Here is a 24546-nt window from a genome sequence, read left to right on the forward strand (position 1 = left end):
TACTTCTACGATGCCGCCACGGATGACTCCTAGACGACGATCGCGTCGTGCTCCGGATCGCTCAGCGTGTACCGCTCTCGCAGCGCACCCGCCCGGCGCAGCAATTCCACGCCCTCGGGCCACTCGGCGGCGTGAGCGTGCGTATCGGGGCGCTGGAAGTATCCACGAATCAGCCGGAACCGACCGAACCGGGGATCGCGTACGACGTGGCTGAAGTCGTTATCCGCGAGATACGGCTGATCGAGGAATCCGATCGGCGACGGCACAGCGCAGACCGGCACGCCCGCCTCGGTGAAGACGCCAACCCAATGCTCGACCGTGTGGTCGGCGAGTGCAGTGGCGACGGCTTCGTGGGTCAGCGGAGCCTGCCCGACCAGGAATTCCACTGCGCGGCGCTGTGCGGCTGTTGTGGCCGCGATGGCGAGCCAGCCATCGGCGGCGCGGTGGTAGCGGCGCGCGGGTTCCGGACCCCGGTAGTCGCGGCCCCCGGCCTCGGCTTCCGGTCTGCCGGAGTAGGACGTCAGTTCGGCGAGCTGTAGGAAAGTCGATGAGGCGGTGAGTGAGGTCGTAACGTGTTGTCCTCGTCCCGAGGTGACCCGTTCGACCAGGGCCGCCAGGGTGCCCAAAGCGGCAAGTGCGCCGGTGGCGACATCGAGGACCGGTGTGAGCGTGGCGACGGGCTCGTCGTCTCCGCCTTGCGCCGCGGCGAGGCCGGAACGGGATTGCAGGACCGGGTCGAAGCCCGGCATCTCGACGAACGGCCCGGTGGCACCGAACGCCGAGACGGACGTATGCACCAGTCGCGGATGTCCCGCGCGCAGCGACTTATCCGACACGCCGAGTCGGTGGGCAACGGATGGGCGGAGATTGTCCACGAGGACGTCGGCATCGGCGGCGAGTTGTAGTAGCGCCGAATGTCCGTCGGGGTCGCGGAGGTCGAGGGCGCCGATGGATTTGGCGTGGTTGACTGCGGCGTAGGAGGCGGCGTACGCGGCGTAGGGGTCTCCGCGGGGGGCCTCCACTTTGACGACCGCTGCGCCGAGGTCGGCCATAAGAGTGCTGACCAGCGGGCCGGCGAGGAACGTGCTGATGTCGAGAATCCGCAGACCTGCGAGAGGAAGGGCGGGGGCGGGTGTCGCCCGCGACACCTCGGGTCGCTCGTCGGTCCACAATTCGGCTGCGGGCACGAATTGCGCGGCGGGCAGATGTCGGATCGCCGAGGCCGACTCCGAGAACGTCAGAGGCGGTCCGGGCAGCATCACCGGCCCCACCTCGGGATGCGCGAGTTCGACCGGCGGCGCTGCGTGAGCGACGATATCGCTTTTCAGCCAGTCCTCGCGCTTCAGCACCGGAGCGCACGGAACGCCCGCTGCCCCGAGGATTTCCAGCCACTCGTCGCGCGGACGCTGAGCGAAGGCTTGTTCCAGCTCCGCAGATACAGCAGGTCCGATCTCAGGTCGCAGGACGTTCAGAAACTCGCCGTCGACACCGGGCATGACCATGATGTCGAGGCGGTCCAGTGCGGTAAGCGCGGGCAGGAAGAATTCGACAGTCAGTGCCGACAAGTGGAGATAACGGTCGTCGGCGCACCGGTAGATGCGGAAGTTGGGTCTGCTGTCCATCCGGCCGCCGGGATTGATGACCTGGTCCGTATCGATCCCCTTGACAACAAGGGTGGACAATGCGGCGGCGCAGGCATGCAGTCCCGTGGTGATCAGGGAGCGGCCATGACCGGTGGTGCGGGCGCCGAATACACCAGCCACGGCCAACACGGAGCCGAGTGCGCCCTGAATTGCGGGCACCATCGGCACCGCGGAGGCGATCGGAGTGCCAGGGTCGTGGGAGGGGTGGAAGGTGGCGAATCCGCCGATGGCAGAGGTAAGTAGCGGGTCGGCGGGAAGATCGCGCCAGCGGCCGACGGTTCCGTGTGGGGGCATGGACACGTGTACCAGCGCGGGTGCCGACGCACACAGGGATTCCGAGTCCAGCCCCGTGGGCCGCTCGGCCCCCGGCGACGCGTCGTCGAGCACCACATCGGCGGCGCGGGCGAGGCGTCGCACGGCGGCGGGGTCCGCGGCGGGTGTGAATCGCTTGCCGCGGTCCCAGCACAGGTCTTGCGGCCCCTCGGGAGAATCCGGTGCGGCCGGTGCCCAGTCTTCCGGAACGGCGCGAACGACGTCGGCGCCGAGGTCCGCGAGGAGCATGCCCGCGGTTCGGCCGGCTTGGCCCGCGCTCAGTTCAAGGACTCGCACTCCGGCGAGCGGGAACCCTTGGTCGGTTGTCATCTTCATCTCCTGATGCCGAAAAGCGTGAGCCCACGGCCTGGGTGTGCCGTGCTGCCGTGTCCCGGAGGGCCAGCGATCCCGCCGAGGGTGCGGGCTCCAGCTCATACAGATAAATAGTTTAGTTATCAGTCCTGCTGTGGGACTCACGACCTTACTCGTTCTACGCGGGTCGTGGAGCGAAATAGTGTAATCAGTTGAACAATAAGGTTTAGGAAAGTAGTCTGCTTGGGTCGTGGAAGGAGTCTCACGTGACGATCACGGGGAACGAGCTGGAGATCTTCATTCGCCGGTGGTATCGGCTGTGGAACGAGCAGGACCGGGAAGGTTGGTTGAGGCATTGGCGTGAGACTGCGCCCGGGGAACCGATCCTGGAGGATCCGGTGGGTACTCCGGTCAAACGTGGGTGGGATCTGGCGGGCGAATTGTGGGACCGGACCGGGCCGGACCATCCCGCCGTCACCATTCTTCAGTTGATCACCGGAGGCTCCGAGGCTGTCGTCGTCTGCCACAACGAGGGTCTTTACCGTGGTGAGCCGTTGATCATCCCCAGCGTCGACGTGTGGCGGCTAGAACCGGACGGGAGCAGTAGGGTCCGCAGTTTCTGGAACATTCCCGATCACATCCCCTACGGCAAGTGGACGGCGCGTACCGGCAGCGAGGCCTGAACGATCCCTTCCGCTGCCGAAATCTGATGCTCTGCAGTTCATTCGGAGCAGCCTGGGCGCCGAGCGCTGCGCCCACCCACCGATGTCGATCAGTGCCGCAACGCGGCGGCGGAATCCAGTGGCTGTCGCCGGGTGCCACCACGACCACCACGGCGCCGCCCGGTTCGCGTCCGACACGCCGATCACACCTTGGTGCCCGCACCGACGCCGGCGTTCGAACGGCCCTGCCGCGACCTGTTCCGCGCTCTCGCGCAGTTGCGCGGCGATCAGCTTCCAGAATCCGTGTGGAGCCCGGCGGCCGCATCGGTCACGCCCCGGCCTCGGCCTTCTCGGCATTGGGCGCTCGCGTGTCGCCGGCGCCGTTGGGGCCGTTGACCGCGTCGTTCGCGGGGTAGAACTGCTTGGCCCACTTGCGCATCTTGCGGAAGCCGGGGCCTTCCGGGCCCGCCAGGGTGGGAGGATCGAGATAGATCTGGTGGTTCCAGATCTCGATATCGTCGGGCAGCGCCAGCTTCGCCGATCGCAGGCGACGGTCGTACGTTCCGTCCTCGAGGTCGCCGGCCTGCCGGTCGACCCAGTAACTGGCGAAGATCTCGCTCCGTCCGTCCTCGACCGGCGTGCAGTTGATCATGATGACGCGGACGCCCTGTCCGGCGAGGTGTTCGGCCGTCACGCTGGCGCCGAGTCCGTCCCAGTGCAATTCGATGGTGTTCTCGGTGTCGGTCCGGAGTACGCCGTCGGCGTCCTCGGCGTGTTCGGTCCAACCTTTGCCGAAACCGATACGGGCCCACCAGTGGGGGCCTTCCACCGTTTCCTCCAGCACCACCGGGCTGACGGGCGTGCCGTGGACGAAGCGGAAGTGCTGCGGGTCGACCGTGTTCTCGGTGACCATCTGGGGGTGCACGCGCAGGTCGCGGAAGTGCTGCCGGGCTTCGGGACGGAGCGGGTGGAATTCCCGACCTGCGGTCGGACGCATGGCGGTGAACGCATCGTGTACGTCGAAGAAGGGCTCGCGGCCCTCGGCGTCGAACCAGATGTAGATGGACTCGTTGCGTTCGATCGTCGGCCAGCAGCCCAGCCGGCGGGCTCGACTCGGTCGATCCTGGTAGGGGATCGACATGTTCCGGCCGTCGGGGGCCCATACCCAGCCGTGGAAAGGGCACTGGATGCCCTCGTCGACTACCTTTCCGCCGTGCGCGAGGCTCGCGCCCAGGTGACGGCAGTACCTGTCCTGGACCCGCACGACGCCGTCGTTGCCTCGGTACCCGACGAGATCGCGGCCGAAGTAGCGCAGGGGCACCACCTGGCCCACGGCGAAGTCGGCGGACCAGGCCACCTGGAACCAGCCGGTGATCTCGAGGGACAGTCCGTGTAGTCGCATTCGTATCTCCTTGCTCGCCACCATTTATCGTTCGCTGTCGCCGCTTTCGGTGTCCTAGGCGACGAAATCGTCAACGTGCCGGACTTCCTCTAGAGTGTAGCGGTGCCTAGCCGATCAATATGACGCTCGTTTGACGGTAGCATCAAATCGCTGGTCCGCCGAGGTAGTGACTGAAATTTGCGGGTTTATCGCGCCTGGACCGCTGGGAAGGATGACAATGTCTGCAACTTCGCGTGTCGAGCCGAAACTCGACCTGATCGTCGCGGGTAAGGCGGTCGTCGCCGACGACGTCGTCGAATTGACCCTGCGTGATCCCAGTGATCGTCAGCTTCCGGCGTGGGAGCCGGGTGCGCACATCGATCTGGTGCTCGGCCCGGACCTCGTGCGGCAGTACTCGCTCTGCGGCGATCCCGACGACCGGTCCTGCTTCCGCGTAGCGGTGCTGCGTGAGCCGAACGGGCGTGGCGGCTCGGAATATGTGCATACCGCACTCGAGGTCGGTGAGTCGATTCGAATCGCAGGACCGCGCAATCACTTTCGACTCGTCGATGCGAAGTCGTACCTGTTCATCGCGGGCGGAATCGGCGTGACGCCGATCATTCCGATGGTGCGGGCGGCCGCCGCGAGAGGGGCGCGCTGGTGTCTGTTGTACGGCGGCCGCACTCGGGCGTCCATGGCATTCGGCGCGGACCTGGTCGTTGAATATGCCGACCGGGTCGCACTGCGACCGCAAGACGAGACCGGGCTGCTCGATCTGGCCGGGGCTTTGGACGGTCTGGACCTCGCCGATGAGCCCGCGGTCTACTGCTGTGGTCCCGAGGCGCTGCTGCTCGCGGCGGAGCAGTGCTGTGCCGAGCGCGGAATCGCCGTGCATGTCGAGCGTTTCGCGCCGAAGGCGATCGTGGTCGACGAGCCGGAACGTAGCTTCGAGGTGGACCTGGCGCAGTCCGGGACGACAGTACGTGTTGCCGCCGATCAGACGATTGTCGCCGCGCTGGAAGCTGCCAGGTTCGAAGTTCCCACCTCCTGTGAGGAGGGCACCTGTGGGACCTGTGAGACGCGCGTGCTCGGCGGTGTTCCGGACCACCGCGACTCGCTGCTCACGCCGGAGGAGCAAGCCGCCAACGACACCATGATGGTCTGCGTCTCGCGTGCGAACACGCCACGGCTCGTCCTCGACTTGTAGTCCGTCAGTCGCGCATTTCGCTCCGAGGGGAGCATAGTTGACAGATATGTCATAAATCGAGGGGAGTGTCGAGGCAGCCGAACGATTCGGCCCGCGTGCGCTCCGGACGCGCAGCGCGATCCTGGTCGCGTCCGAGCGGCTGTTCCTCGAACTCGGCTACGGTGGCACCCGGATCAACAACATCACCGACGCGTGCGGCATATCGCCCGCCGGTTTCTATACCTATTTCCGAGGGAAGCGGGAAGTCTTCGAGGCGCTCGGCGAGGCGGCGTACCGGGATCTTCTCGAGGTAGTCGGCGAAATCGAAAACCTGCCGCGGCCGTGCAGCGCCTCTGAGATGGAGACCTGGGTCAGGCGCTATTTCGCTCTGATGGACCGTCATGGCGCCTTCATCTTCGCGGCTCCGCAGGCCGGGCCGGCTGACGAGAGCATAGAGGCCGCGGTATCAGTGCGACCGTGCGCCACTGCGGCCAGACAGAACTCGACGAGGTGGGCGGATTCCTCCGCCGAGGGTGAGCTACCGGCGGCGCTGTGTCGTGCCAATACCGCGAAGGTCAGTTCGAACACCGCGTTGGTATCCAACTCGACGTGCTCGCTGCCCATGGCTCGCACCGCCTTGCGCAGCAGTTCGCGCGCCTTGTCCAAGCCAGGAGCTCCGGCTTCTGCGATCGCCCTGTCGCCGAGATGAATCGTAATCGCCCTGCTCTGCCGCGCCGCGGTCTGGTCGCCGACTTGGGCGAGGACGCCTCGGATCCATTCCTCCACCTGCTCGGCGGGCTTATCCGTTTTGCCGATTCGATGTGACAGGTACGTGTGCACTCGACCCGTGCCGCGCGCGAGGACTGCGCGCATGAGTTCGTCCTTGCTGCTGAAGAACTTGTAGAACGCCTGGTTGGACGTGCCTGCCTCGGCGACGATGTCGGCCACCCGAGGTGGATTCGGCGCGACGCGCTCGGCCACCCGGAGGGCGGCGTCCAGGATGGCCTCCACTTCACGCTGGACATCGGCGCGCCGCTTCGACAACGCGCGGTCGACCGCGGCCCCGATGACCGGATCTCGATCTTCGGTCGTGGCGATGGATGTCGACATCGAACTCCTTCCCAGCCCTCTGCATCATTCTAACGTGTCAGAATGTTGATTCTGAAAGTCCAGAATGGATATTCTGACGGCGGCATTCACCCGACAAGGAGGCTGTAAGTGAGCTGGGACTTCAGTGTCGATCCCGGGTTCAGAGAGAAACTGGACTGGGTCAAGGCATTCGTGACCGACAAGATCTACAAGCTGGATGTCTTGTGGCCTCACGACATCTACAAGCCGCTGACCGACGAGCAGCGCCGGGTTATCGATCCCCTGAAGGAAACTGTGCGGGACCGGGGACTGTGGGCCTGCCATCTGCCCCCTGAACTCGGCGGCACGGGTTCGGGCCAGCTCGAGCTGGCTATGCTCAACGAGATTCTCGGTACGTCCATCTGGGGTCCCCGCATCTTCGGCACCCAGGCGCCCGATACCGGCAATGCCGAGATCATCGCCCATTACGGCACACCGGAACAGAAGGCGCGCTACCTCGATCCGCTGCTCGAAGGTGACATCGTCTCGTGCTTCTCGATGACGGAGCCGCAAGGCGGCGCCGATCCGGACGTCTTCACGACCCGGGCGGTGCGCGACGGAGACGGGTGGGTGATCAACGGCGCCAAATTCTTCTCCTCGAACGCCCGCTGGGCGAGTTTCTTCATCGTCATGGCTGTTACCGATCCGAAAGCGCCTGTGCACAAGCGCATGTCGATGTTCCTGGTGCCGGCGGAAACACCAGGTATCGAGATCGAGCACAATCTTGCCCATCTCGGGGAGCCGCCGGAGGACGGATCCGAGGCGTACGTGCGCTACGTCGATGTGCGCGTTCCCGCTTCGGCGCTGCTCGGAGCGGAGGGTGACGCCTTCGGTGTGGCGCAGACCCGGCTCGGCGGCGGACGCGTGCACCACGCGATGCGGTCGGTCGGGGCGGCGCAGCGCTGCCTCGACATGATGGCCGAACGTGCGCTGTCGCGGCGCACGAAGGGCGAGTTGCTGGCCGCGAAGCAGTCCGTGCAGGCGATGCTGGCCGACTCCTACGTCGAAATCCAGCAGTTTCGCCTGTTCGTGATGTACACCGCCTGGCAAATCGACCAGTACAACGACTACAACCGGGTGCGCAAGGACATCGCGGCCATCAAGATGCAGACCCCGCGCGTGCTGGAAGCCGTCGCCCGGCGGGCGATACAGGTACACGGTGCCCTCGGCACCACTTACGACCTGCCGCTGACGCGCTTCTACACCGCGGGAATGCTACTCGCGCTCGCGGACGGACCGACCGAAGTCCATCAGAGCACCGTCGCCAAGCAGTTGCTGCGCGACTACACGCCGGCCACGGGGATGTGGCCGAGCGAATACATTCCGGCACTGCGCGAGCGGGCGGAAGCGGAGCTGCTGGGGAGCGGAGAAGCGGAATGACAGCGACCACACCCCTCGACACCGTCACCCTCGCCGCGTGGATGGACGCCATCGGGCTGCCTGGTCGCGGAGCGCCGGTCGAGACCGCCTTCCTCTCCGGTGGCAGTCAGAACGAGATCTTCGAGATCCGACGCGGTGACTTTCATGCCGCGCTACGCAAACCGCCTATCTCCGCGCCGTCCTCGCGCGACGAAGGCATCCTGCGCGAATGGCGGATTATCCAGGCGCTGGCCGGGACCGATGTCCCGCACACCCCGGCGATCGCGATGTGTGCGGACTCATCGGTGCTCGGCAGGCCGTTCTATCTGATGGGCTTCGTCGATGGCTGGTCACCGGTGGAGGACATCGCCTGGCCCGAACCGTTCGCAAGTGACCTCTCCACGCGTCCGGCCCTCGCCGAACAACTTGTCGAAGGCGTCGTGCTGCTGGGCCAGGTCGACTGGCTGGCCCGTGGCCTCGGTGATCTGGGCAGACCGGAGGGCTATCACGAGCGTCAGGTCAGCCGTTGGACGAGGTTCTACGAACGCGTCCGCAGCCGGGATGTGCCCGGCTACGACGAGGCCACCCGATGGCTCGACGAGCACCGCCCCATCGACTTCGTACCCGGCATCATGCATGGCGACTACCAGTTCGCGAACGTGATGTACCAGCACGGCGCGCCCGCGCGTCTTGCCGCGATCATCGACTGGGAGATGGGAACGATCGGCGACCCCAAACTCGATCTCGCCTGGCTCATGCATTCCTGGCCGGAGGACACCGTGGCGGACGGATCGAAGAACTATGTCGATCTGACCGGGATGCCCGGTCGGACCGCCCTCATCGAGTACTACGCGCAACGTTCGGGTCGTCAGGTCGACGATATGGATTACTACCAGATTCTGGCGAAGTGGAAACTGGCGATCGTCCTCGAACAGGGGTATCAGCGCGCGGGTGACGATCCGAAGTTGCAGTCCTTCGGTCCGCTGATACTGGATTTGATGGCGGGCGCGGCCGAGCTCGCGGCTTCCAGCGACTATCGGGTCACTCGATGAAGACACCGGCCGAATCCCTCGATCTGTCCGGCAAGGTCGCCGTGGTCACCGGCGGCAGCCGTGGTATCGGCCGGGCGGTCGCCGAAGGGCTCGCGATCGCCGGTGCCGATGTCGTCGTCGCGAGCCGCAAATTGGACGCTTGCCGTACCGCGGCCGACGAGATCGGGCGGGCGACCGGTCGCCGGGTGCTGCCGCACGCGGTCAACGTCAGCCACTGGGACGACTGCGACCGTCTGGTCGAGAGTGTCTACGAGTGCTTCGGCGCCTGCCACGTCCTGGTGAACAACGCCGGAATGTCGCCTTTGTACTCCGGTCTCTCCTCTGTCTCCGAAGCGCTCTACGACAAAACCCATGCGGTCAATGCCAAAGGGCCGTTTCGGCTGGCGACGTTGATCGGTTCGCGGATGAACGCCGGCGACGGCGGGTCGATCATCAATATCTCGACGGCGGGATCGCTGCGGCCCGACGTCATCGACCTCCCTTATGCGATGGCCAAGGCCGGGCTCAATGCGCTCACGCTCGGTCTGGCGGGGGCGTGGACTCCGAAGGTTCGAGCCAATCTGATACTGCCGGGCGCCTTCGATACCGATATCAGCAAGGCGTGGACGCCCGAGATGAGAAGGCAGGCCGAGCAGATGAACCCGATGGGCCGGTTGGGGCGGCCCGAGGACCTCGTGGGGTTGTGCGTGTTCCTCGCGTCGGAAGCATCCGGCTACATCAACGGTGCGCAGATCCTCGCCGACGGAGGAGCCTTCCGCACCCTATGATGCCCACGCAGACAAGAGAATTCGGAGAATCGCAATGAAGGCTGCACGCATCGAGGCCTACGGCCCGATCGACAACCTGCGCGTGGAGGATGTGCCGGACCCAGTGGCGGGGCCGGGCGAGGTCGTCGTCGACATCGCCGCGGCGGCAGTGAACTATCCCGATTTGCTGATCATGAGCGGTGACTATCAGGTGCGATGGCCATTGCCGTTGACACTGGGGTCTGAGTTCGCTGGAACCGTCCGCACGGTCGGGGCCGGCGTCACCGGTTTCGATCCGGGGGACCGGGTGGCGGGTGTGGCGGCGAACGGCGCGTTCGCCGAGCGGATCGCGGTGCCCGCAGCCGCTCTGTGGTCGGTGCCCGAACGCGTCGACCCGGCCGAGGCTGCCGCGTTCCGGGTCACCTATCTCACTGCGTACCACGCGCTGCGCAGCGTCGCGCAGGTACGACCCGGTGACCAGGTCGTGGTGCTCGGCGCGGCGGGCGGGGTCGGCCTGGCGGCGGTGGAGATCGCCGCGCTGCTCGGCGCGCGGGTGATCGCCGCGGTATCGAGCCTGGAGAAGGCCGAGGTGTGCCGGGCGCGCGGAGCGGCGGAGACCATCGACTACCGCAGCGAGAAGCTGAAGGACCGGATCAAAGAACTCACCGGAACCGGTGCCGATGTAGTGATCGATCCCGTCGGCGGCGCGCACAGCGAGCAGGCGCTGCGGGCCACCGCGTGGGGCGCCCGTTTCGTCTGCCTCGGTTTCGCGAGCTCGGAAATACCTTCCATCCCTTTGAATCTCGTTCTGCTCAAGGGGGTCGTAGTCTGCGGCATGGAGATTCGGACCTTCGGCGAGAAGCGTCCCGATGACGCCCGGCGCGACGAGGAGGAACTGATCGAGCATTTCCGGGCCGGGCGGCTGCGGCCCCATATCGGCGCTCGGTACGACCTCGAGAATGTCGCGGAGGCATTGCTCGCCGTCCGTGAGCGTCGCGCGATCGGAAAGTTGGTGCTCCTTGTCGGAGATCGGAGCGGACCATCGGTGCCGGCCACCCCATGACGGTGCTTCCGTCGAGGCGGCACCCGGGTGACGTCCTCGATCATCGGACCGACCGGCCGCACGTCGATTACGTGGCGCTGCGGCCTGCCGCTTCCCATCGCGAACGGCGTGGACAAGCCCGCGAGTGTAGACAGCGCAGCATCGGGGTAGGCACCGGGTACGTCTTATGCCGAGACCTGGATGAGCCCTTCTTGCATGACTGTCGCGGCCAGCTCGCCGCTCCTGCGGAAGATCGAGCCTCGACATACGGCGCGCGCGGACCCGGCCCAGATCCCCTCCTGCTCGTACAGGAGCCAATCATCGGCTGGGGCAGGGGAATGGAACCAGATTGTGTGGTTGACCGTGGCGAACCGCATGCCTGGATCTTGCAGTGTTTTGCCGTGCGGCCCGAGGGATGTCGAGAGCAGCAGGACGTCCGACAGGTATGCCAGCACCGCGGCGTGGGCCGATTGGTCGTCGGGCAGCGGGCCGCGTGGGCGTACCCAGAACTGTTGTCGCGGTGCGACGGTGACGCCGCGGGTGGTCGAGACCCGGATCGGCGTGTCGGGGAAGCGAAATTCCAGCATAAAATTCTGCTCGATCGCCGACAGCCATGACAGATTGACGGCGTCGTCGCTCAGTGCGCTTGCTGCGGGCGCGACCTTTTCGGGCTCCGGTGCGGATAGGGTCGGAATTTGATGTGCCAGACCGTTTTCGGAACGGTGAAACGACGCGGTGGCGGTGAAGATGGTCCGGTCGTACTGAGTGGCCGTGACCAGGCGGGTGGTGAGCGACCCGCCGTCGTGCAGGTGGTCGGTGTGATACGTGACCGGAGCGTCGCCGGTGCCGGGGCGCAGAAATGTGGCCTGCAGGGCGTGGATGCGTCGGTCACTGGTCACCGTCGCCAGGGCGGCGAGCACTGCTTGTCCGGCCGTGACGCCACCGAAGATGCGCGGTGTGGCGGTGGGACGGATAGGGGCAAGGAATTCCGAACCGCTGACCCGGTGGATTTTCAGGGTGTCGGCCAAGGAAATACGGTCGACCGGTTGTTCGGCGGCCATGCTCATCGACTGAGCCCCTCCTTTTGCGGCAAGCGCAGCTCGCTCACGCACGTGATTAATGAGTCCAATAATATAACTGTACAGCGAGTCGTTGGCGAGGGGGCGACCGGTGGATCTGCTCACTACCGAAAACACATCACGGCCAGCTTCGCGTATACGCGTGCCGACTTCCAGGCTGTCATCGACGCGGTGGCGGCGGGGAAGATCGATCCGCGGCATATGGTCGGTAGCACGATTTCCCTCGGTGAGGTGGTCGACGGTGGCCTCGAACATCTTCTCGGCGATGGCCGTGCGACCGAGGTCAAAATCTTGGTCGCCCTGGCGGCCCCCTCTGCCTGCGGTCGAACAGTGCGCTAGACCGCGCCGTCCGCTGCCGTGTAGTGGGCGCGCAATGTCTTCTTGTCGATCTTTCCCGTGGGAAGAATAGGTAATGCGTCGACGACGACAATTGTTTTGGGCGCTTTGTAGCGGGCGAGCTGGTCCCCGACGAAAGTGCGCAGTTGTGCGCTGTCGACCACGGCGTTGTCGGCAGGTTCGACGATCGCCCACACCGCCTCGCCCCACTGCTGGTCCGGGACCCCGATTACTGCGCATCGTGCCACGGTCGGGTGGCTGCTCAGTGTGTCTTCGACCTCCAGCGAGTAGATGTTCTCGCCGCCGCTGATGATGATGTCCTTCTTTCGGTCGACCAGGTGCAGCAGTCCCTCCTCGTCCAGGAAGCCGACGTCGCCGGTGTGGCACCATCCGTCGCGCAGAGTTTGTGCCGTCGCCTGTGAATTGTTCCAGTAACCGCGAAATGCGGTCGGTGAGGCGACGATCACCTCGCCCGGCTGACCGGTCGGGCAGTCGTTGCCCGCCTCGTCGATGATGCGTACCCGGGTTTGTGGGAAGGGGTGCCCGACAGATCGCAACCGCCGCTGGACGGAATTTTCTGCGCCGAAGTGTAATTCGCGAGGCAGTCCGGCGGTGATCACCTCGGTCTGGCCGTAGAGGTTCAGGAAACCTGCCTGCGGCATTGCCCGCATGGCCGCGGCCAGGGTTGTCGTGGTGATAGGGGCCGCCGAATACACCACGGTCTTGACAGGGAGGAGTGCGTCGGCATCGCCGATGGCGGCGTCGAGTACGCCTTGCAGCATGGTTGGGGCCAGGTGCAGGGTGGTGACGTTGTCGGCGGCGATCGCGTCGAGGACCGCTCGCGGTTCGAACTTGCGATGTAGCACGGCCGTGCCGCCACGCGCGTGCAGCGCCAAGCCGATCGCCATTGCGCCGATATGGAACATAGGCATTGTCAGCAATACCCGATCGGTGCTTCCGGTGCGCAACTCACCGTTGAGGATGTGGGCACTTGCGTGGAGTTCACGCTGGCCGATTATGCATCCTTTGGGGTTCCCCGTGGTGCCGCTGGTGTAAACCAGACAGGCGATGTCGTCGGGGCGCGCGGTGAACGGCAGATCCGCTCCTGCTGCGGAGTCCATCAACTCCTGATAGTCGATGACCTCCGAGCGGTCCGACCCCTCGAAGCAGACAACGTGCTCGATATCCACCGCGGGGCGGATGGCATCCACTACTGACAGATATTCGCTATCCACGAACAGGACTCGCGGCGCCGCGTCAGCCAGGATGCGACCGATCTCCGGCGGCGCCAAGCGGAAGTTCACCGTGGCGACTACCAGGCCGCTCAGCTGGCCGGCGGCGAGCACCTCGCCGAATGCGATACTGTTCTGGCCGAATACCGCGATCCGGTCCTGGCGGCGTAGGCCCATCCGTGCCAGCGCCGCAGCGAGTGCCGTTGCACGAGTGTGTAATTGGGCGTGGGTAAGCGTCTGCCCCTCTGCGCGGTAGGCGAGAACCGAGCCGAAGCGCACAGCGTTGTCGCGGACGGTGTCGGCGAGACAAGGGGGGAGGGACATGCGTTGCTCCCAGGGATTGCGGGGAAATACCAGCTGATCTGGCACCAGCTGATCTGGCCTCAATATGACGATAGTGCCAAATGCGACGATCGCTGGCAAGTAGCGCGAAATCGGCCTTCGCTACGCAGCAAATGACTGGGTCGTCAAACGCATCTTCCGGGGAAGCTGGGACCGTGCCAGCGTCGACCTCCTCGGATTGACATAGGCCCGGCTCGGATGCTTCCCGCTCTCGCCGAGCTGGAGGGCGTCCTGGCCGACCTAGGCAGGCTCCTGCCGAGGACCCGAGGATCCGAGTAGGTGCTCCGGTCGTGCATGCGGCTTCGAGGGTCTCGATGAGGTGTAGTGACCTCGAGGGGCTGGGGACGGCTGCCTGGGGGTGGACGACGCCGACCGCCACGTCCGAGGCGGGGGGTTGAAATGACTGATCGCGATCTCGGCCTGTATCCAGTGGCGGCGGGCCGGGTTGGGCATTGCCGAATTTGCGGGCGTGGGTTCGGTTTGCTGTTGGGGTGGGGTGATAATAATATGTATCAGCTGATCACAACGATTAAGGGGAATGTATGTCTGCGATGCCACGGTCGACGTCTGTCGTCCGCGTGCCTAAGGCTGGGGAGATGATTGCTGCCCAGCTGCGCCGACAGATCGTGACCGGTCAGCTGGAGGAGGGGCAGGCGCTGCCGTCGGAGACCGAGTTGATGGCGCAGTACGGTGTATCACGGCCGACGTTGCGGGAAGCGTTCCGAATTCTGGAATCAGAACAGGTTATTCAGGTGCGGCGCGGTGCTCGGGGTGGCGCTCGTGTTACCCTGCCGGATGCGTCGGTAGCTGCTCGCTATGTCGGCACATTGTTGCAGTATCGGCGGACCACTCTTGCCGATGTCCATGAGGCGAGGGCGAATCTCGAGGCGACTGCGGTCGCGGTGCTCGCGCGTAAACGCACGGCTGCCGATCTGCGGGTTCTGGATCAGATGCTCGCCGAAGGTGCGGAGCTGCTCGCCGACCCGATGGCTTTCGGCACGCAATACGATCTCGAGTTCCACCGCCTGCTGATGCAACTGGCGGGCAATCAAACCTTGACTGTGCTTTTGGACATAGTTGCGACCGTGATTGAAAGTCACGTGGACAAGTTCGTCCGGGAACATCGTGCGGATGAGTCGGCCAGGGCCAGTTCGGTTGCCGCGCATCGGGCGCATGTCAAGCTCGTGCAGCTGATAAGAGACAAAGACGCTGACAAGGCCGTGGCCTTCTGGCGTAAACACTTGGCGCAGGTCAAGGATTTCTTGATCGCGGACCTCGAAGCGGAGTCGGTGCTCGACATCATGCCGTAACGGGCTCGATCCGGATTCCCTTTGGCACTGCTCGGCTACCGCACGACGTGCACCCAGGGGATCATTCTCAATGGATGTCCAGCTGGGCATTGCCCTGAATCAGAACGCTCACGCGCGCGACCATCGTGCCAACACGTCGTCGGTGTCTGCGCCGAGTTCCGCGGCGGCCGTCTCCGACCGGCGCGCGCGCGGTGGTGCGACGGGGAACTCGGCGTCTGCGGTGCGCACTCGCCAGAGCCCGGCGGGTCCTGGGATCACGTCATGGGGCTCGACAGGGACGCGCAGGGTGGCGGCGAGGATGTCGCGCATCGACACGTCGGCCAGAAACGCTGTGTCCGAGGCCAAAAGAGCGGCAGCAGCAACGGCGGCGTGAACGCCGGCGACCGGATCGGCGAGGGCGTCCCCGCACGGCAGTACCTCGCCGCCGTCGATGACGACCGCGCCGGCCGCGGCGGCCACATCGTCGCCGAAGCCCACCCGATCGGACCATGGGCCGGTGCGTCCGTAGGCGGTGATGCCGAGCCAACTTGTGCCGTTGTCGACGGCGGCATCGGCATCGATGCCGAGTCTGCGTAACGCGTGCGGTCGGGAGGCCTCTAGCACCAGGTCGGCGGCGTCGATAAGACGTCGCAGGGTGGTGATGCCTTCGGCAGTTGTGAAATCCACTGCGACCGAAGCATGCCCGGCATGGAGGAGGTCATAGAAGTCGCGCGAACCGGAACGCGACCCGTCGGGTCGGCGCGTACTTTCGACCTTGACGATGCGGGCTCCGGTTAGGCCGAGCAGATGCGCGCACAGCGGGCCCGCCCACAGCGAGGTCAGATCGACGACCAACGGCTGAGTGCGCCGATGACGTCGAAAACCACCTTGCCGCAGGAGAATTCCATGTCCGCCGCGATGCCGGAACTGTCTGTCGTGCGGCCGACCGGGACTGTCGGGTATGGCTGCGGCGGCAATGCCCAGCAGTTGGGCGCGAGCAGCGGCTGTCTCGGCAGAGCAGGTCTGTGCCCACGCGGAGATCGTCTGCCACGGCTCGCTACCAACCTCGCCCTCGACCAGGGCGGGTAAAAGGGTGAGGTCATCCGGTCGCGGCAACGAAATACCGAGGTACCCGCTCGCCGCCGGGAAAACTCGAAATGCGCCCCCAACCGACCACGGAGCATTGCGACCACGGCCGAAGATGGCGGCGCGTTCACCGAGCACCTCGACCCCGGGCAGCGACGGAGTGGACCGCGAATGTCCGTGCCGCAATTCGGCGAACACTGCTAATGCGGCGCGGATCGCGGTGGCGGGCATCCCGGGGGAGGCAAGCGGTGGCCCATCGGCTCGACCGGTGAGCGCCATCGCGCCCGATTCCGCCCAATCCTGCACCGCAGGACGATGAGGCATTGACACCACGACTCGAGGCGCGTCATCGATTGTGTCTTCGGCCCCGAACATCTGGAGCAGTCGACGCGCATACTCCGCGCCCGGCCCTGTGCCATACACCTGCCCGATCACGCCGGACAGGGGCATGAGCTGGGCTGATCCGGCCACGACTGCATGTTCGTGGGGTGCAGCCGGAGCGTACGGAGAATCTGTGTCGTCCATCCATCGATCCGTCGGCATGGCAAGCTTCCGTGCCAGAGTACGCGCGGGGCCATCTCCCCGCATCGTCCCGCTCGATCAGGCAGGGTTCCGGTCGGCGACGGAGAAATTGAGTACCGGCCCGGGAAATGCTGCGGGATCGGCCAGTATCGCGCAGATCCGATCGCCGATTTCGGCATCGGTCAGCCAGTCCGGTGCGGCCACCTTTCGGGTGCTGTGACCGTTGACCATGGCGGCGATGGTGAGTTGGCGGACCGCCACCGCTACCCCGCGGCTTTCCCGATGCCATGCCCGGACGAAGTTGCGCTGAGCGGCCTGGGACATCGCGACCGGTGCCATGCCCGGAAAGATTGCGTCCGCCATCCCGCCACCGACGGTCAGGTAGGTCGCACCGCTGCGGAGTCGCGGAAGGAGAATCCGGGCGGCATTCACATGTGGACGTAGCAGTCGGTCGAACGTCTCCGACACCGTGTCCCAGTCGCAGTCGCGGACGGGTGTCGGTGACCACGGTCCACTTACGGTCACCACGACGGCGTCGATGGACTCGAGGCCCACGGAATCGGCCAACGCGGTCGTTGTCGTCTCGTCGGCAAGGTCACCGATTGCAGTGGATAGCCGCTCGTCGTCGTGTTCGGCGGCGAGTTCGGTGAGTTTTGCTGCCGTGCGGCCGACGGCGATCGTTTCCCACCCCCGCGCGAGGCAGGCCGCCACGGCGCCCCGTCCCACATCGCCGCTTGCCCCGATCACAAGGACCTTCACTCCGATTGCCTCCTCTTGCATCCAGTGAAACCACTGTCCAGCGGAATAGTGTAATTAGTATGCTGTTAGGCTGGCGAGATGCGATAACCGAGTCGGTGGTTATTCTCGGCCAATTCGCCATCTCGGCAGTCTGCTGCCCGCTACCTGCCGATAGGCCGGCCTGTAGTTAGGTAGTGACAACCTCGTCGACGTGATGTCAGGCGGGATATGCACGCACTTCTATCGGCTGCATCGCCCACACCACATCATAGTTGACGAGTCCGTCAAATAATTCTACCTTGGGATGGACACCACCGGCTCAGCTCGCCGTCTCGAGAGGAAGACCCGTGACTCAGTTCACCAACGCACCGATCTTCGATGCCGACCAGCACATGTACGAAACCCCGGATGCCCTGACCAAGTACCTCCCCGAGAAGTACAAGTCGGCCGTCCATTTCGTGGAGGTGGGCCGGCAGACCCGCATCTCCATCCTGGGGAAGATTCGTGATTACATCCCGAACCCGACCTTTGACAGGGTGGCCGCTCCCGGCGCGTGGGAAGCCTTCTTCGCGGCCGAAAACCATGAGGGCAAGACTCTGTCGCAGATGGCTCGGGAGCGCGTGATGGACTCGATCCCCTCCTTCCGTGGCCCGGAGCCTCGGATCGAGTCGCTCAACGCGCAGGGTGTTCAGGAGGCGCTGATCTACCCCACGCTGGCCAACCTCGTCGAACACTCGGCGAGCGAGGATCCGGAATTGTGCAGTGCCATGATCCACGCGCTCAACCAGTGGATGCTCGAAACGTGGGGCTTCACGCACGAGAATCGCCTGTTCATGACTCCGGTCATCAACTTGGGTCTGCTCGATGAAGGCTTGCGGGAACTGGAGTATGTTCTGGAGAACGGTGCCAAGGCCATTCTGATCAAACCGGCACCGGTGCGGAGCTGGAAGGGCTGGCGCAGTCCGGCGATGCCGGAGTTCGACCCATTCTGGCGCGAGGTCGAGGCCGCCGGCCTCCCCGTCGTTCTGCATGCGAGCCAGCCGCCGCTGGATGACTACATCAATATGTGGGAGCCGCCGAACTCGCAGGTGTTCACCGAAATGAGCGCCTTCCGCTGGATCGCGCTGGGGCACCGCGAGATTACCGATATGATCACCAGTCTGATCACCCACGGCACGTTCACGCGCTTTCCGAAACTTCGTGTCGCCAGTATCGAGAACGGGGCGGCGTGGTTGCAGCCGCTTTTCCACGATTACGAGGATTTCTACAAGAAGATGCCTCAGGCGTTCCCGGAACATCCGATTGATGTTTTCCGGCGCAATATCTGGGTCAGTCCGTTCTGGGAGGGTTCTGTCGCCGACGTGGTGGAGACTGTGGGCTGGGACCGGGTGATGTTCGGCTCCGACTTCCCCCATCCCGAGGGTCTCGAGGAACCCAAGGGTTTCTTCCGGTATGCCGAAGGGATGGACGAGAAGCGCACCTACGACTTCATGGGTGACAACGCCCGGCGGTTCTTGGGTCTTCCGGTGCGCAATCCCTCCGAACTCGCTGCCGCCTGACGGATTCGGCGCCCGAGGCCCTTGGTGTGTAGAGGCTGGTAGTGCCCCGTGTTCGAGTAGCAGGGAAAGCCCCTCCGCGGTCGGGAAAACTCGCCGTCGAGGCGAGCTTGACAGTCCCCTGATCCAGGGCTTGCACACCGTCATCCCTGGGAGACATACAGAAGGCGATGCGTCAGAACGAGCCGGTGCTTCAACCATGTCGCATGGTTCGAGCACCGGTTCGTTGATGTTTGTGCCCGGGCGGGTGGACATCCCGGCGGGGCATGCTGGGCGCTGGCGTCTTGGTCTCGTCCTCGCCCGTCAGTTCGTGCTCCCATTGACTCTTCTACCTCCTCGACCACACTTCAGGACGGTGAGCTCCCCGGTCCGGCGGCCGCGTACCGCCGATTGCTGTGAGAGAGTCTCTGGAAAGAGTGCAATGGGTTAGTTAAAACGGATGCTGGGCCACCTGGTTATAGTTGAACTAGTTATATAATTTTGTTACTGTTCGAAGAGTCCGTGTCCGCCGGACCGACGGTATCGGTGGCCCTCGGCGGAATACGAAACGTACGTTCTGTCGCGGACGTGCCCACACCAAGGAGAGCAGAGCATTGCTGAACGGACGGGTTGCGCTCGTCACCGGCGCGGGACACGGGATCGGTCGGGCGCACGCACTGGAGTTGGCCGCGCACGGTGCGAGTGTGGTGGTCAACGACCTGGGTTCATCGGCTTCCGGTGAGGGTCGCGGGCGCGATGCCGATCGTGTGGTCGAGATCATCCGGCAACGGGGTGGCACGGCGATCGCTGATTACGGCGATGTCGGCGACGAAGCGCAGGTCGATGCGATGGTGGCCCGCGCGTTCGATGAGTTCGGGCACTTGGACATCGTGGTCAACAACGCCGGCATCGTCCGGGACCGGGCGATCTGGAATATGTCTGTCGAGGACTTCGACCTCGTCTTGCGGGTGCACTTGCGCGGAAGCTGGCTTGCCAGCCGCGCTGTGGCAAAACGCTGGCGAGTGGCAGCCAAGGCGGGCGATGGGTCGGTCTACGGGCGAATCGTGAACACCACTTCCGGCGCAGGCCTGCAGGGAAACTTCGGACAGTCGAACTACAGCCCCGCCAAGGCTGCTATCGCCGCGCTGACGCAGACATTGAGCCTGGAACTGGCGGGCATCGGGGCAACGGTCAATGCGATCAGCCCGGTCGCGGCGACACGCCTGGCCAGTGGGGTGATCGACGGCCCTGTGGTCGAGGCCGACGAGCGAGCCGCCGACACGTTCGATCCGCTCGATCCTGCGCTGGCGGCACCGGTTGTGGCCTGGTTGGCGAGCCCGGCGGCCGGTCACATCAGCGGGCAGGTCTTCCGTGTGACCGGCGAATACCTCGCAGTGATGTCGGGCTGGGACATAGCGGCGAAGGTCTCCAACGGCGGTGCCCATTGGGACGCGACGAAGCTCGGAGCTCTCGCGGCGACGGACCTGTTCCGCACCCGGGCCGCCGGCGTGCGGCCCGGCAGCTGAGAATCGAGGGCGAGCGGGCGTGAATGCGGCTGGGGCAAGAGCGAGCTGCGCGCGCTCTTCGCCTAGCCGACCGAATCCGCGGGGAATAGCTGAAACAAGAACCTACAACGGGAAAGTGGTGGAAGAGAGCCGATGCGACGGAACATTTTTACCGAGGACCATGATCAGTTCCGGGCAACGGCTCGGGCCTTCTTCGAGCGTGAATGCGCCCCGTATGCCGATGAATGGGAACGCGCCGGCAAGGTGAGTCGTGAAGCGTGGCGCAAAGCTGGACAGGCCGGTCTCCTCGGGTGGGAGGCTCCCGAGGAGTACGGCGGTCTCGGCATCAAGGACTACCGTTACAACAGTATCGTCAGCGAGGAAATGTTCGGTACCGGCTCGGTAGGCATCGGGCTCGGTGTGCAGAACGACATCATGGCCTCGTACCTGGTGGGCGATCTGACCACCGACGAGCAGAAGAAGAGATGGCTGCCCGGATTCACCAGCGGCGAGATCGTCACCTCGATCGGGATGTCGGAGCCGGCGGCGGGCTCTGATGTGGCCGGCATCAAGACGACCGCGAAACGCGACGGCGACCATTACGTCATCAACGGCTCGAAAACCTTCATCAGCAACGGCTTACTGTCGGACCTGGTGATGGTCGCGGCGAAGACCGATCCTGCGGCAGGGCGTAAGGGTATCAGTCTCATTGCGGTGGAGACGACGACCCCAGGTTTTCGACGCGGCCGTAAACTCGACAAGATCGGGCAGTGGTCGGCCGATACTGCGGAGTTGTTCTTCGACGATGTCCGAGTGCCGGTGGAGAACCTGATCGGTGAGGAGAACCGGGGTTTCTACCACCTGATGCACAACCTTCCGGCAGAACGGCTCGGAATCGCCACGTACGCGATGGGGATGGCGCGCCGCGTTTTCGACCTGACTGTCGCGTACGTCAAGGAACGAAAAGCCTTCGGACAGACCATCGGCACCTTCCAGGTCAACCGCCACTTCCTGGCCGAGATGCAGACGAAGCTCGATGTTGCTCAGGTGTATCTTGACCAGTGCATACTTGCGGCCAACGCCGATGAGCTGACCGCGCAGGAAGCGGCCGGCCTCAAGTGGTGGATCACTGAGTTGCAGTGGGAAATTACCGATCGTTGTTTGCAGTTGCACGGCGGTTACGGCTATATGAACGAATACGAGGTCGCGCGTTTGTGGCGTGACGCGCGAGTGCAGCGGCTGTACGGAGGCACGACCGAGATCATGAAGGACCTGATCGGACGAGGTATGGGCTTCTAGTAGCGTCCGTCTGACCGCAGCGGGAGCGTGCGGCCTGGGACCGGTCAGCGCTGACCGGTCGTTAGGCCGCACGCTCCCGCGCTCGTGTCTCCAGGCGTCCAGCTTGACGCACTTGCATCGGGTAGGTGCACTCGCCGCAGCGTGTATGAGAGTCAGATTGGTTTGACGATAGTGTCAAGTTTCGAATAATGTTCTAATGATGTACCCCGATCGACAGGAGACGTTGTGAGTCAATTGCCCCGTGCGACGGCGGTCTGCGGCTGCGGCTGCGGTGAGGGTCATCTCATCGGGATCCCCATCGCTGTAGAGGCTGTCTGATGACGCTCGAGGCGCAACAGATGGTGCTACCCACCCTGCTCGATCTGCTCGATCTCGAGCCCGTCGACCGTGGGTTGTTCCGGTCTACGGCTGTATTCGACGGGCCTCCGCGGATCTACGGTGGACAGATCGCGGCGCAAGCGTTGCACGCGGCTGGGCGTACTGTCGCACCGGAACGGGTCCCGCATTCGTTGCACTGTTACTACTTGCGTTCCGGCGCGACGTCGCGACCTGTGATGTTCCGTGTCGACGAAGATCGTGACGGTCGGTCGTACTCCGCGCGACGGGTGACGGCGGTCCAAGACGGCGCGGTCATCTTCACGCTGTCGGCGTCGTTCGCCACGTCCACCGCCTCCGCGCCGGACCACGAGTTCGTCCCGGCGCCGGACGTTCCGGGGCCGGAAGGGTTGCCGAGGTTTGACTTCGAATTTCTGACGTCGCTGGATATCCGGGTCCCTCCGCAGCGTCGTCCGCTGCCGTATCCGAGCCTCTTCTGGGTCCGCGGCGCCCTCGACATACCGGATACCCCCTTGATGCAAGCGTGCGCGTTGACGTACCTGTCCGATGCTTCGACCGGCCTGGTAGAGGCGCCGGAGGGTGAGGATCGGGCGGGTCCATCCATAGATCATGCGGTGTGGTTCCATCGCCCTTTTCGGTTCGACCAGTGGCATGTGGTGGATTTCGCGTCGGTGGCGATCTCCCGAGGGCGTGGGTTCTACTCCGGAGGAGTGTGGCGGGCCGATGGCACGCTGACGGCCAGCGTGACTCAGGAAGCGCTATTCCGATAGGCGTCTTCGGGTAGAATCTGACTATGTCGTCAAGAAATGCCGCCAGCGGTTTGGATCCGGCCTCGACCGCCCTGGTTTGTGTGGAATGTCAGACCGGGGTGGTCGGGCCGGACCCGGTACTTCCCTCGCTCGCCGATGAGTCGAAGAAGGTCGTTCGGAGCCTTGCTCGGTTGCTGCCGGCGGTCCGGAAGGCCGGTGTCCGGGTGGTCCACGTGACGTTCGAAGGGCTCCGGCCAGGTGCCGATCCGGGGTCGGCGCCGCTGTGGAAGGCGACCGCGCAGTCGCGCGAGTGGTATCCCGGACATCCGGCCGCGCAGGTGCTTCCCGAGTTGTTCGACGAAAGCGACGTGGTGATTTCGCGTCGTCATGGTCTATCGCCCACCCGGGGTACGGATCTGTCGCCGAACCTGCGCACACTGGGAATCCGCACGGTTCTGTTGACCGGTGTTTCGCTCAATGTCGCGCTGCCGGCGACCGCGCTCGATCTGGGGCAGGACGGATTCCGCCTGCTTGTAGTGCGAGACGCCGTGGGGGCGAGCAGCCCGGAGTACGGCGAGCAGGTGCTGCGCAACACCATGGCGATGTTGGGCAGGCTGACGACAGTGGACGACGTGGTCACCGCGCTGACCGAAACGGCGGTGACGGCATGAGTAGCGGTACGGCCACCGATCTCGCCGGGGGCGGCGTGACGCTTCAGCGCGACGCCGTTGCGCATCACGCGCATGCCGTGTTGCACTGCAACCTCAATACCGCTGCCGTGGAACGTTCCTCGGCATTTCACATGGCACTTTTCGGCCTCGACCCGCGGATGCGTTCGGTAAGCAAGGGCGGCGATTCGGCCACCATGGGACTGGGTGACAGTACCGACAGCGTCACGTCGTTCCTTTTCGACGCTCGCGGTCCGCGTTCGGCGCCCGCGTTGGAACTGGTCGGCTGGTCTCGTCCGCAGACCGAACCTGCGGAACCCGGGATGGTGGCGCCGATCCTGGCTGCGCTGGGGTTCCGAGTTGCCTCGCTGGCCGTTTTCGAGAAACGCCTGAAAGCGACCGGGGTCGCTTTCGTCTCGATCGAGGGCGGGCTCATGGTGCGAGGCCGGAAGCGCGCGGCACTGCGTTTCGCCGATCCGGACGGGGTGGCCTTCGAAGTCGTGGAAATGGTGCCCGCGGATACAGATCCACAGTGGACCGCGCTGCTTTCCCATGAACGGATGCGCTGTTCCGATCTGTCGGCGACCATCGCCTGGTACGAGGGAATCGGCTGGCAGGTGCGGTCACGCGATGAGGTGGACGACCGGGCGACCGCTTCCTTGATCCTTCCCGAAGATCCGACCTTCTCGTTGGAACTCATCGAAATACCGGCCGTCTCCGGAACTCCGCGGGCGGCGAACACCCAGGGGCTGTATCGAATAGCACTCGCCGTCGACAACGTCCGCGAAGCGTACGACTCGCTGGTCGACAGCGGTGCGCACGGGGCGGTCCCGGAACCGGTGGTGTTCTCCATGCCGGATATTCCGACCGGTGGATTCGAAGTGCTGTTCCTTGCCGATCCCGATGGGGGAGTGGTTGAACTGGTGGAACGGCCACGAGAGACCATGCGACGTCCCCAGGAGCCACGATGAATCCGAATCGGTCTATACCAGCGATGTAGCCCCTGG

At 64.7% G+C, this 24546-nt stretch carries 20 protein-coding genes; 13 read left to right on the plus strand and 7 right to left on the minus strand.

Features of this window, described 5'->3' with window-relative positions:
- Positions 1–29: 29 nt before the first annotated feature.
- The gene (locus C5E41_RS02525; RefSeq protein ID WP_181063062.1) at positions 30–2285 is read right to left on the minus strand and encodes a CoA transferase; all 2256 of its coding nucleotides are present in this window, start codon (positions 2283–2285) and stop codon (positions 30–32) included.
- A gap of 248 nt (positions 2286–2533) precedes the next feature.
- Between C5E41_RS02525 and C5E41_RS02530 the strand changes: the two genes are divergently transcribed.
- Positions 2534–2950 (plus strand): nuclear transport factor 2 family protein, encoded by a 417-nt coding sequence (locus C5E41_RS02530; protein ID WP_104374241.1) that lies wholly within the window; start codon positions 2534–2536, stop codon positions 2948–2950.
- A 307-nt stretch (positions 2951–3257) separates the two neighbouring features.
- On the opposite strand, the gene C5E41_RS02535 is transcribed toward C5E41_RS02530, so the two are convergent.
- Entirely contained in the window at positions 3258–4331 is a 1074-nt protein-coding gene (locus tag C5E41_RS02535) for a Rieske 2Fe-2S domain-containing protein (RefSeq protein WP_104374497.1), read from the minus strand.
- A 217-nt stretch (positions 4332–4548) separates the two neighbouring features.
- Between C5E41_RS02535 and C5E41_RS02540 the strand changes: the two genes are divergently transcribed.
- A complete protein-coding gene (locus tag C5E41_RS02540; RefSeq protein WP_104374242.1) occupies positions 4549–5517 on the plus strand; it encodes a PDR/VanB family oxidoreductase in 969 nt (322 codons plus the stop codon).
- Positions 5518–5895: 378 nt separating this feature from the next.
- On the opposite strand, the gene C5E41_RS34750 is transcribed toward C5E41_RS02540, so the two are convergent.
- Positions 5896–6606, minus strand: coding sequence for a TetR/AcrR family transcriptional regulator (locus C5E41_RS34750; protein WP_104374243.1), 711 nt, complete (start codon positions 6604–6606; stop codon positions 5896–5898).
- A 108-nt stretch (positions 6607–6714) separates the two neighbouring features.
- On the opposite strand from C5E41_RS34750, the gene C5E41_RS02555 reads away from it, so the two are divergent.
- From C5E41_RS02555 to C5E41_RS02570, 4 genes are read left to right on the plus strand one after another with little or no spacing between them, the layout of a single operon-like run.
- Positions 6715–8004 carry an acyl-CoA dehydrogenase family protein gene (locus C5E41_RS02555; protein WP_104374244.1) on the plus strand — a complete coding sequence of 430 codons (1290 nt, stop codon included), beginning with the start codon at positions 6715–6717 and terminating at the stop codon, positions 8002–8004.
- Positions 8001–9035 carry a phosphotransferase family protein gene (locus tag C5E41_RS02560; RefSeq protein WP_104374245.1) on the plus strand — a complete coding sequence of 345 codons (1035 nt, stop codon included), beginning with the start codon at positions 8001–8003 and terminating at the stop codon, positions 9033–9035. The genes C5E41_RS02555 and C5E41_RS02560 overlap by 4 nt, the downstream gene beginning before the upstream one ends.
- A complete protein-coding gene (locus tag C5E41_RS02565; RefSeq protein ID WP_104374246.1) occupies positions 9032–9802 on the plus strand; it encodes an SDR family NAD(P)-dependent oxidoreductase in 771 nt (256 codons plus the stop codon). Before C5E41_RS02560 ends, C5E41_RS02565 begins: the two co-directional genes overlap by 4 nt.
- 34 nt (positions 9803–9836) lie before the next feature.
- Positions 9837–10844: an NADPH:quinone oxidoreductase family protein gene (locus C5E41_RS02570; protein ID WP_104374247.1), complete on the plus strand. Its 1008-nt coding sequence runs from the start codon at positions 9837–9839 to the stop codon at positions 10842–10844.
- A gap of 164 nt (positions 10845–11008) precedes the next feature.
- Here C5E41_RS02570 and C5E41_RS02575 read toward each other — a convergent pair whose 3' ends face one another.
- Both C5E41_RS02575 and C5E41_RS02580 read right to left on the minus strand, forming a co-directional pair.
- On the minus strand, positions 11009–12157 hold the full coding sequence (locus C5E41_RS02575; RefSeq protein WP_104374248.1) for an acyl-CoA thioesterase: 1149 nt from the start codon (positions 12155–12157) through the stop codon (positions 11009–11011).
- Between the two features lie 80 nt (positions 12158–12237).
- Positions 12238–13794 (minus strand): AMP-binding protein, encoded by a 1557-nt coding sequence (locus tag C5E41_RS02580; protein WP_104374499.1) that lies wholly within the window; start codon positions 13792–13794, stop codon positions 12238–12240.
- A gap of 614 nt (positions 13795–14408) precedes the next feature.
- Here C5E41_RS02580 and C5E41_RS02585 point away from each other — a divergent pair.
- Positions 14409–15122: a FadR/GntR family transcriptional regulator gene (locus tag C5E41_RS02585; RefSeq protein WP_258080687.1), complete on the plus strand. Its 714-nt coding sequence runs from the start codon at positions 14409–14411 to the stop codon at positions 15120–15122.
- 108 nt (positions 15123–15230) lie between these two features.
- On the opposite strand, the gene C5E41_RS02590 is transcribed toward C5E41_RS02585, so the two are convergent.
- Complete coding sequence (locus tag C5E41_RS02590) at positions 15231–16493, minus strand: CoA transferase (RefSeq protein WP_219823077.1); 1263 nt, start codon at positions 16491–16493, stop codon at positions 15231–15233.
- A gap of 294 nt (positions 16494–16787) precedes the next feature.
- Positions 16788–17468, minus strand: a complete 681-nt coding sequence (locus tag C5E41_RS02595) for an SDR family NAD(P)-dependent oxidoreductase (protein WP_181063063.1) — start codon at positions 17466–17468, stop codon at positions 16788–16790.
- A gap of 326 nt (positions 17469–17794) precedes the next feature.
- Here C5E41_RS02595 and C5E41_RS02600 point away from each other — a divergent pair, with 326 nt between their 5' ends.
- The 6 genes from C5E41_RS02600 to C5E41_RS02625 all read left to right on the plus strand — a co-directional run bounded on the left by C5E41_RS02600 (position 17795) and on the right by C5E41_RS02625 (position 24510).
- Complete coding sequence (locus C5E41_RS02600; RefSeq protein ID WP_104374251.1) at positions 17795–19006, plus strand: amidohydrolase family protein; 1212 nt, start codon at positions 17795–17797, stop codon at positions 19004–19006.
- 590 nt (positions 19007–19596) lie between these two features.
- A complete protein-coding gene (locus C5E41_RS02605) occupies positions 19597–20508 on the plus strand; it encodes an SDR family oxidoreductase (RefSeq protein WP_104374252.1) in 912 nt (303 codons plus the stop codon).
- A 132-nt stretch (positions 20509–20640) separates the two neighbouring features.
- Positions 20641–21786 (plus strand): acyl-CoA dehydrogenase family protein, encoded by a 1146-nt coding sequence (locus C5E41_RS02610; protein ID WP_104374253.1) that lies wholly within the window; start codon positions 20641–20643, stop codon positions 21784–21786.
- A gap of 317 nt (positions 21787–22103) precedes the next feature.
- Positions 22104–22892, plus strand: coding sequence for an acyl-CoA thioesterase (locus C5E41_RS02615; RefSeq protein ID WP_104374254.1), 789 nt, complete (start codon positions 22104–22106; stop codon positions 22890–22892).
- A 23-nt stretch (positions 22893–22915) separates the two neighbouring features.
- Positions 22916–23542: a cysteine hydrolase gene (locus C5E41_RS02620; protein ID WP_104374255.1), complete on the plus strand. Its 627-nt coding sequence runs from the start codon at positions 22916–22918 to the stop codon at positions 23540–23542.
- Positions 23539–24510, plus strand: a complete 972-nt coding sequence (locus tag C5E41_RS02625; protein WP_104374256.1) for a VOC family protein — start codon at positions 23539–23541, stop codon at positions 24508–24510. Before C5E41_RS02620 ends, C5E41_RS02625 begins: the two co-directional genes overlap by 4 nt.
- The last annotated feature ends 36 nt before the right edge of the window (positions 24511–24546 follow it).

The organism is Nocardia nova (assembly GCF_002933465.1).
GTDB classification, from domain to species: domain Bacteria; phylum Actinomycetota; class Actinomycetes; order Mycobacteriales; family Mycobacteriaceae; genus Nocardia; species Nocardia nova_B.

Bases quoted from the DNA above. Each gene is read 5' to 3' on its own strand.
- C5E41_RS02570 (WP_104374247.1), top strand. From the start codon at position 9,837: ATGAAGGCTGCACGCATCGAGGCCTACGGCCCGATCGACAACCTGCGC.
- C5E41_RS02525 (WP_181063062.1), bottom strand. From the start codon at position 2,285: ATGACAACCGACCAAGGGTTCCCGCTCGCCGGAGTGCGAGTCCTTGAA.
- C5E41_RS02575 (WP_104374248.1), bottom strand. From the start codon at position 12,157: ATGTTCGAGGCCACCGTCGACCACCTCACCGAGGGAAATCGTGCTACC.
- C5E41_RS02620 (WP_104374255.1), top strand. From the start codon at position 22,916: ATGTCGTCAAGAAATGCCGCCAGCGGTTTGGATCCGGCCTCGACCGCC.
- C5E41_RS34750 (WP_104374243.1), bottom strand. From the start codon at position 6,606: ATGTCGACATCCATCGCCACGACCGAAGATCGAGATCCGGTCATCGGG.
- C5E41_RS02615 (WP_104374254.1), top strand. From the start codon at position 22,104: ATGACGCTCGAGGCGCAACAGATGGTGCTACCCACCCTGCTCGATCTG.
- C5E41_RS02560 (WP_104374245.1), top strand. From the start codon at position 8,001: ATGACAGCGACCACACCCCTCGACACCGTCACCCTCGCCGCGTGGATG.
- C5E41_RS02625 (WP_104374256.1), top strand. From the start codon at position 23,539: ATGAGTAGCGGTACGGCCACCGATCTCGCCGGGGGCGGCGTGACGCTT.
- C5E41_RS02610 (WP_104374253.1), top strand. From the start codon at position 20,641: ATGCGACGGAACATTTTTACCGAGGACCATGATCAGTTCCGGGCAACG.
- C5E41_RS02580 (WP_104374499.1), bottom strand. From the start codon at position 13,794: ATGTCCCTCCCCCCTTGTCTCGCCGACACCGTCCGCGACAACGCTGTG.
- C5E41_RS02565 (WP_104374246.1), top strand. From the start codon at position 9,032: ATGAAGACACCGGCCGAATCCCTCGATCTGTCCGGCAAGGTCGCCGTG.
- C5E41_RS02540 (WP_104374242.1), top strand. From the start codon at position 4,549: ATGTCTGCAACTTCGCGTGTCGAGCCGAAACTCGACCTGATCGTCGCG.
- C5E41_RS02585 (WP_258080687.1), top strand. From the start codon at position 14,409: ATGATTGCTGCCCAGCTGCGCCGACAGATCGTGACCGGTCAGCTGGAG.
- C5E41_RS02535 (WP_104374497.1), bottom strand. From the start codon at position 4,331: ATGCGACTACACGGACTGTCCCTCGAGATCACCGGCTGGTTCCAGGTG.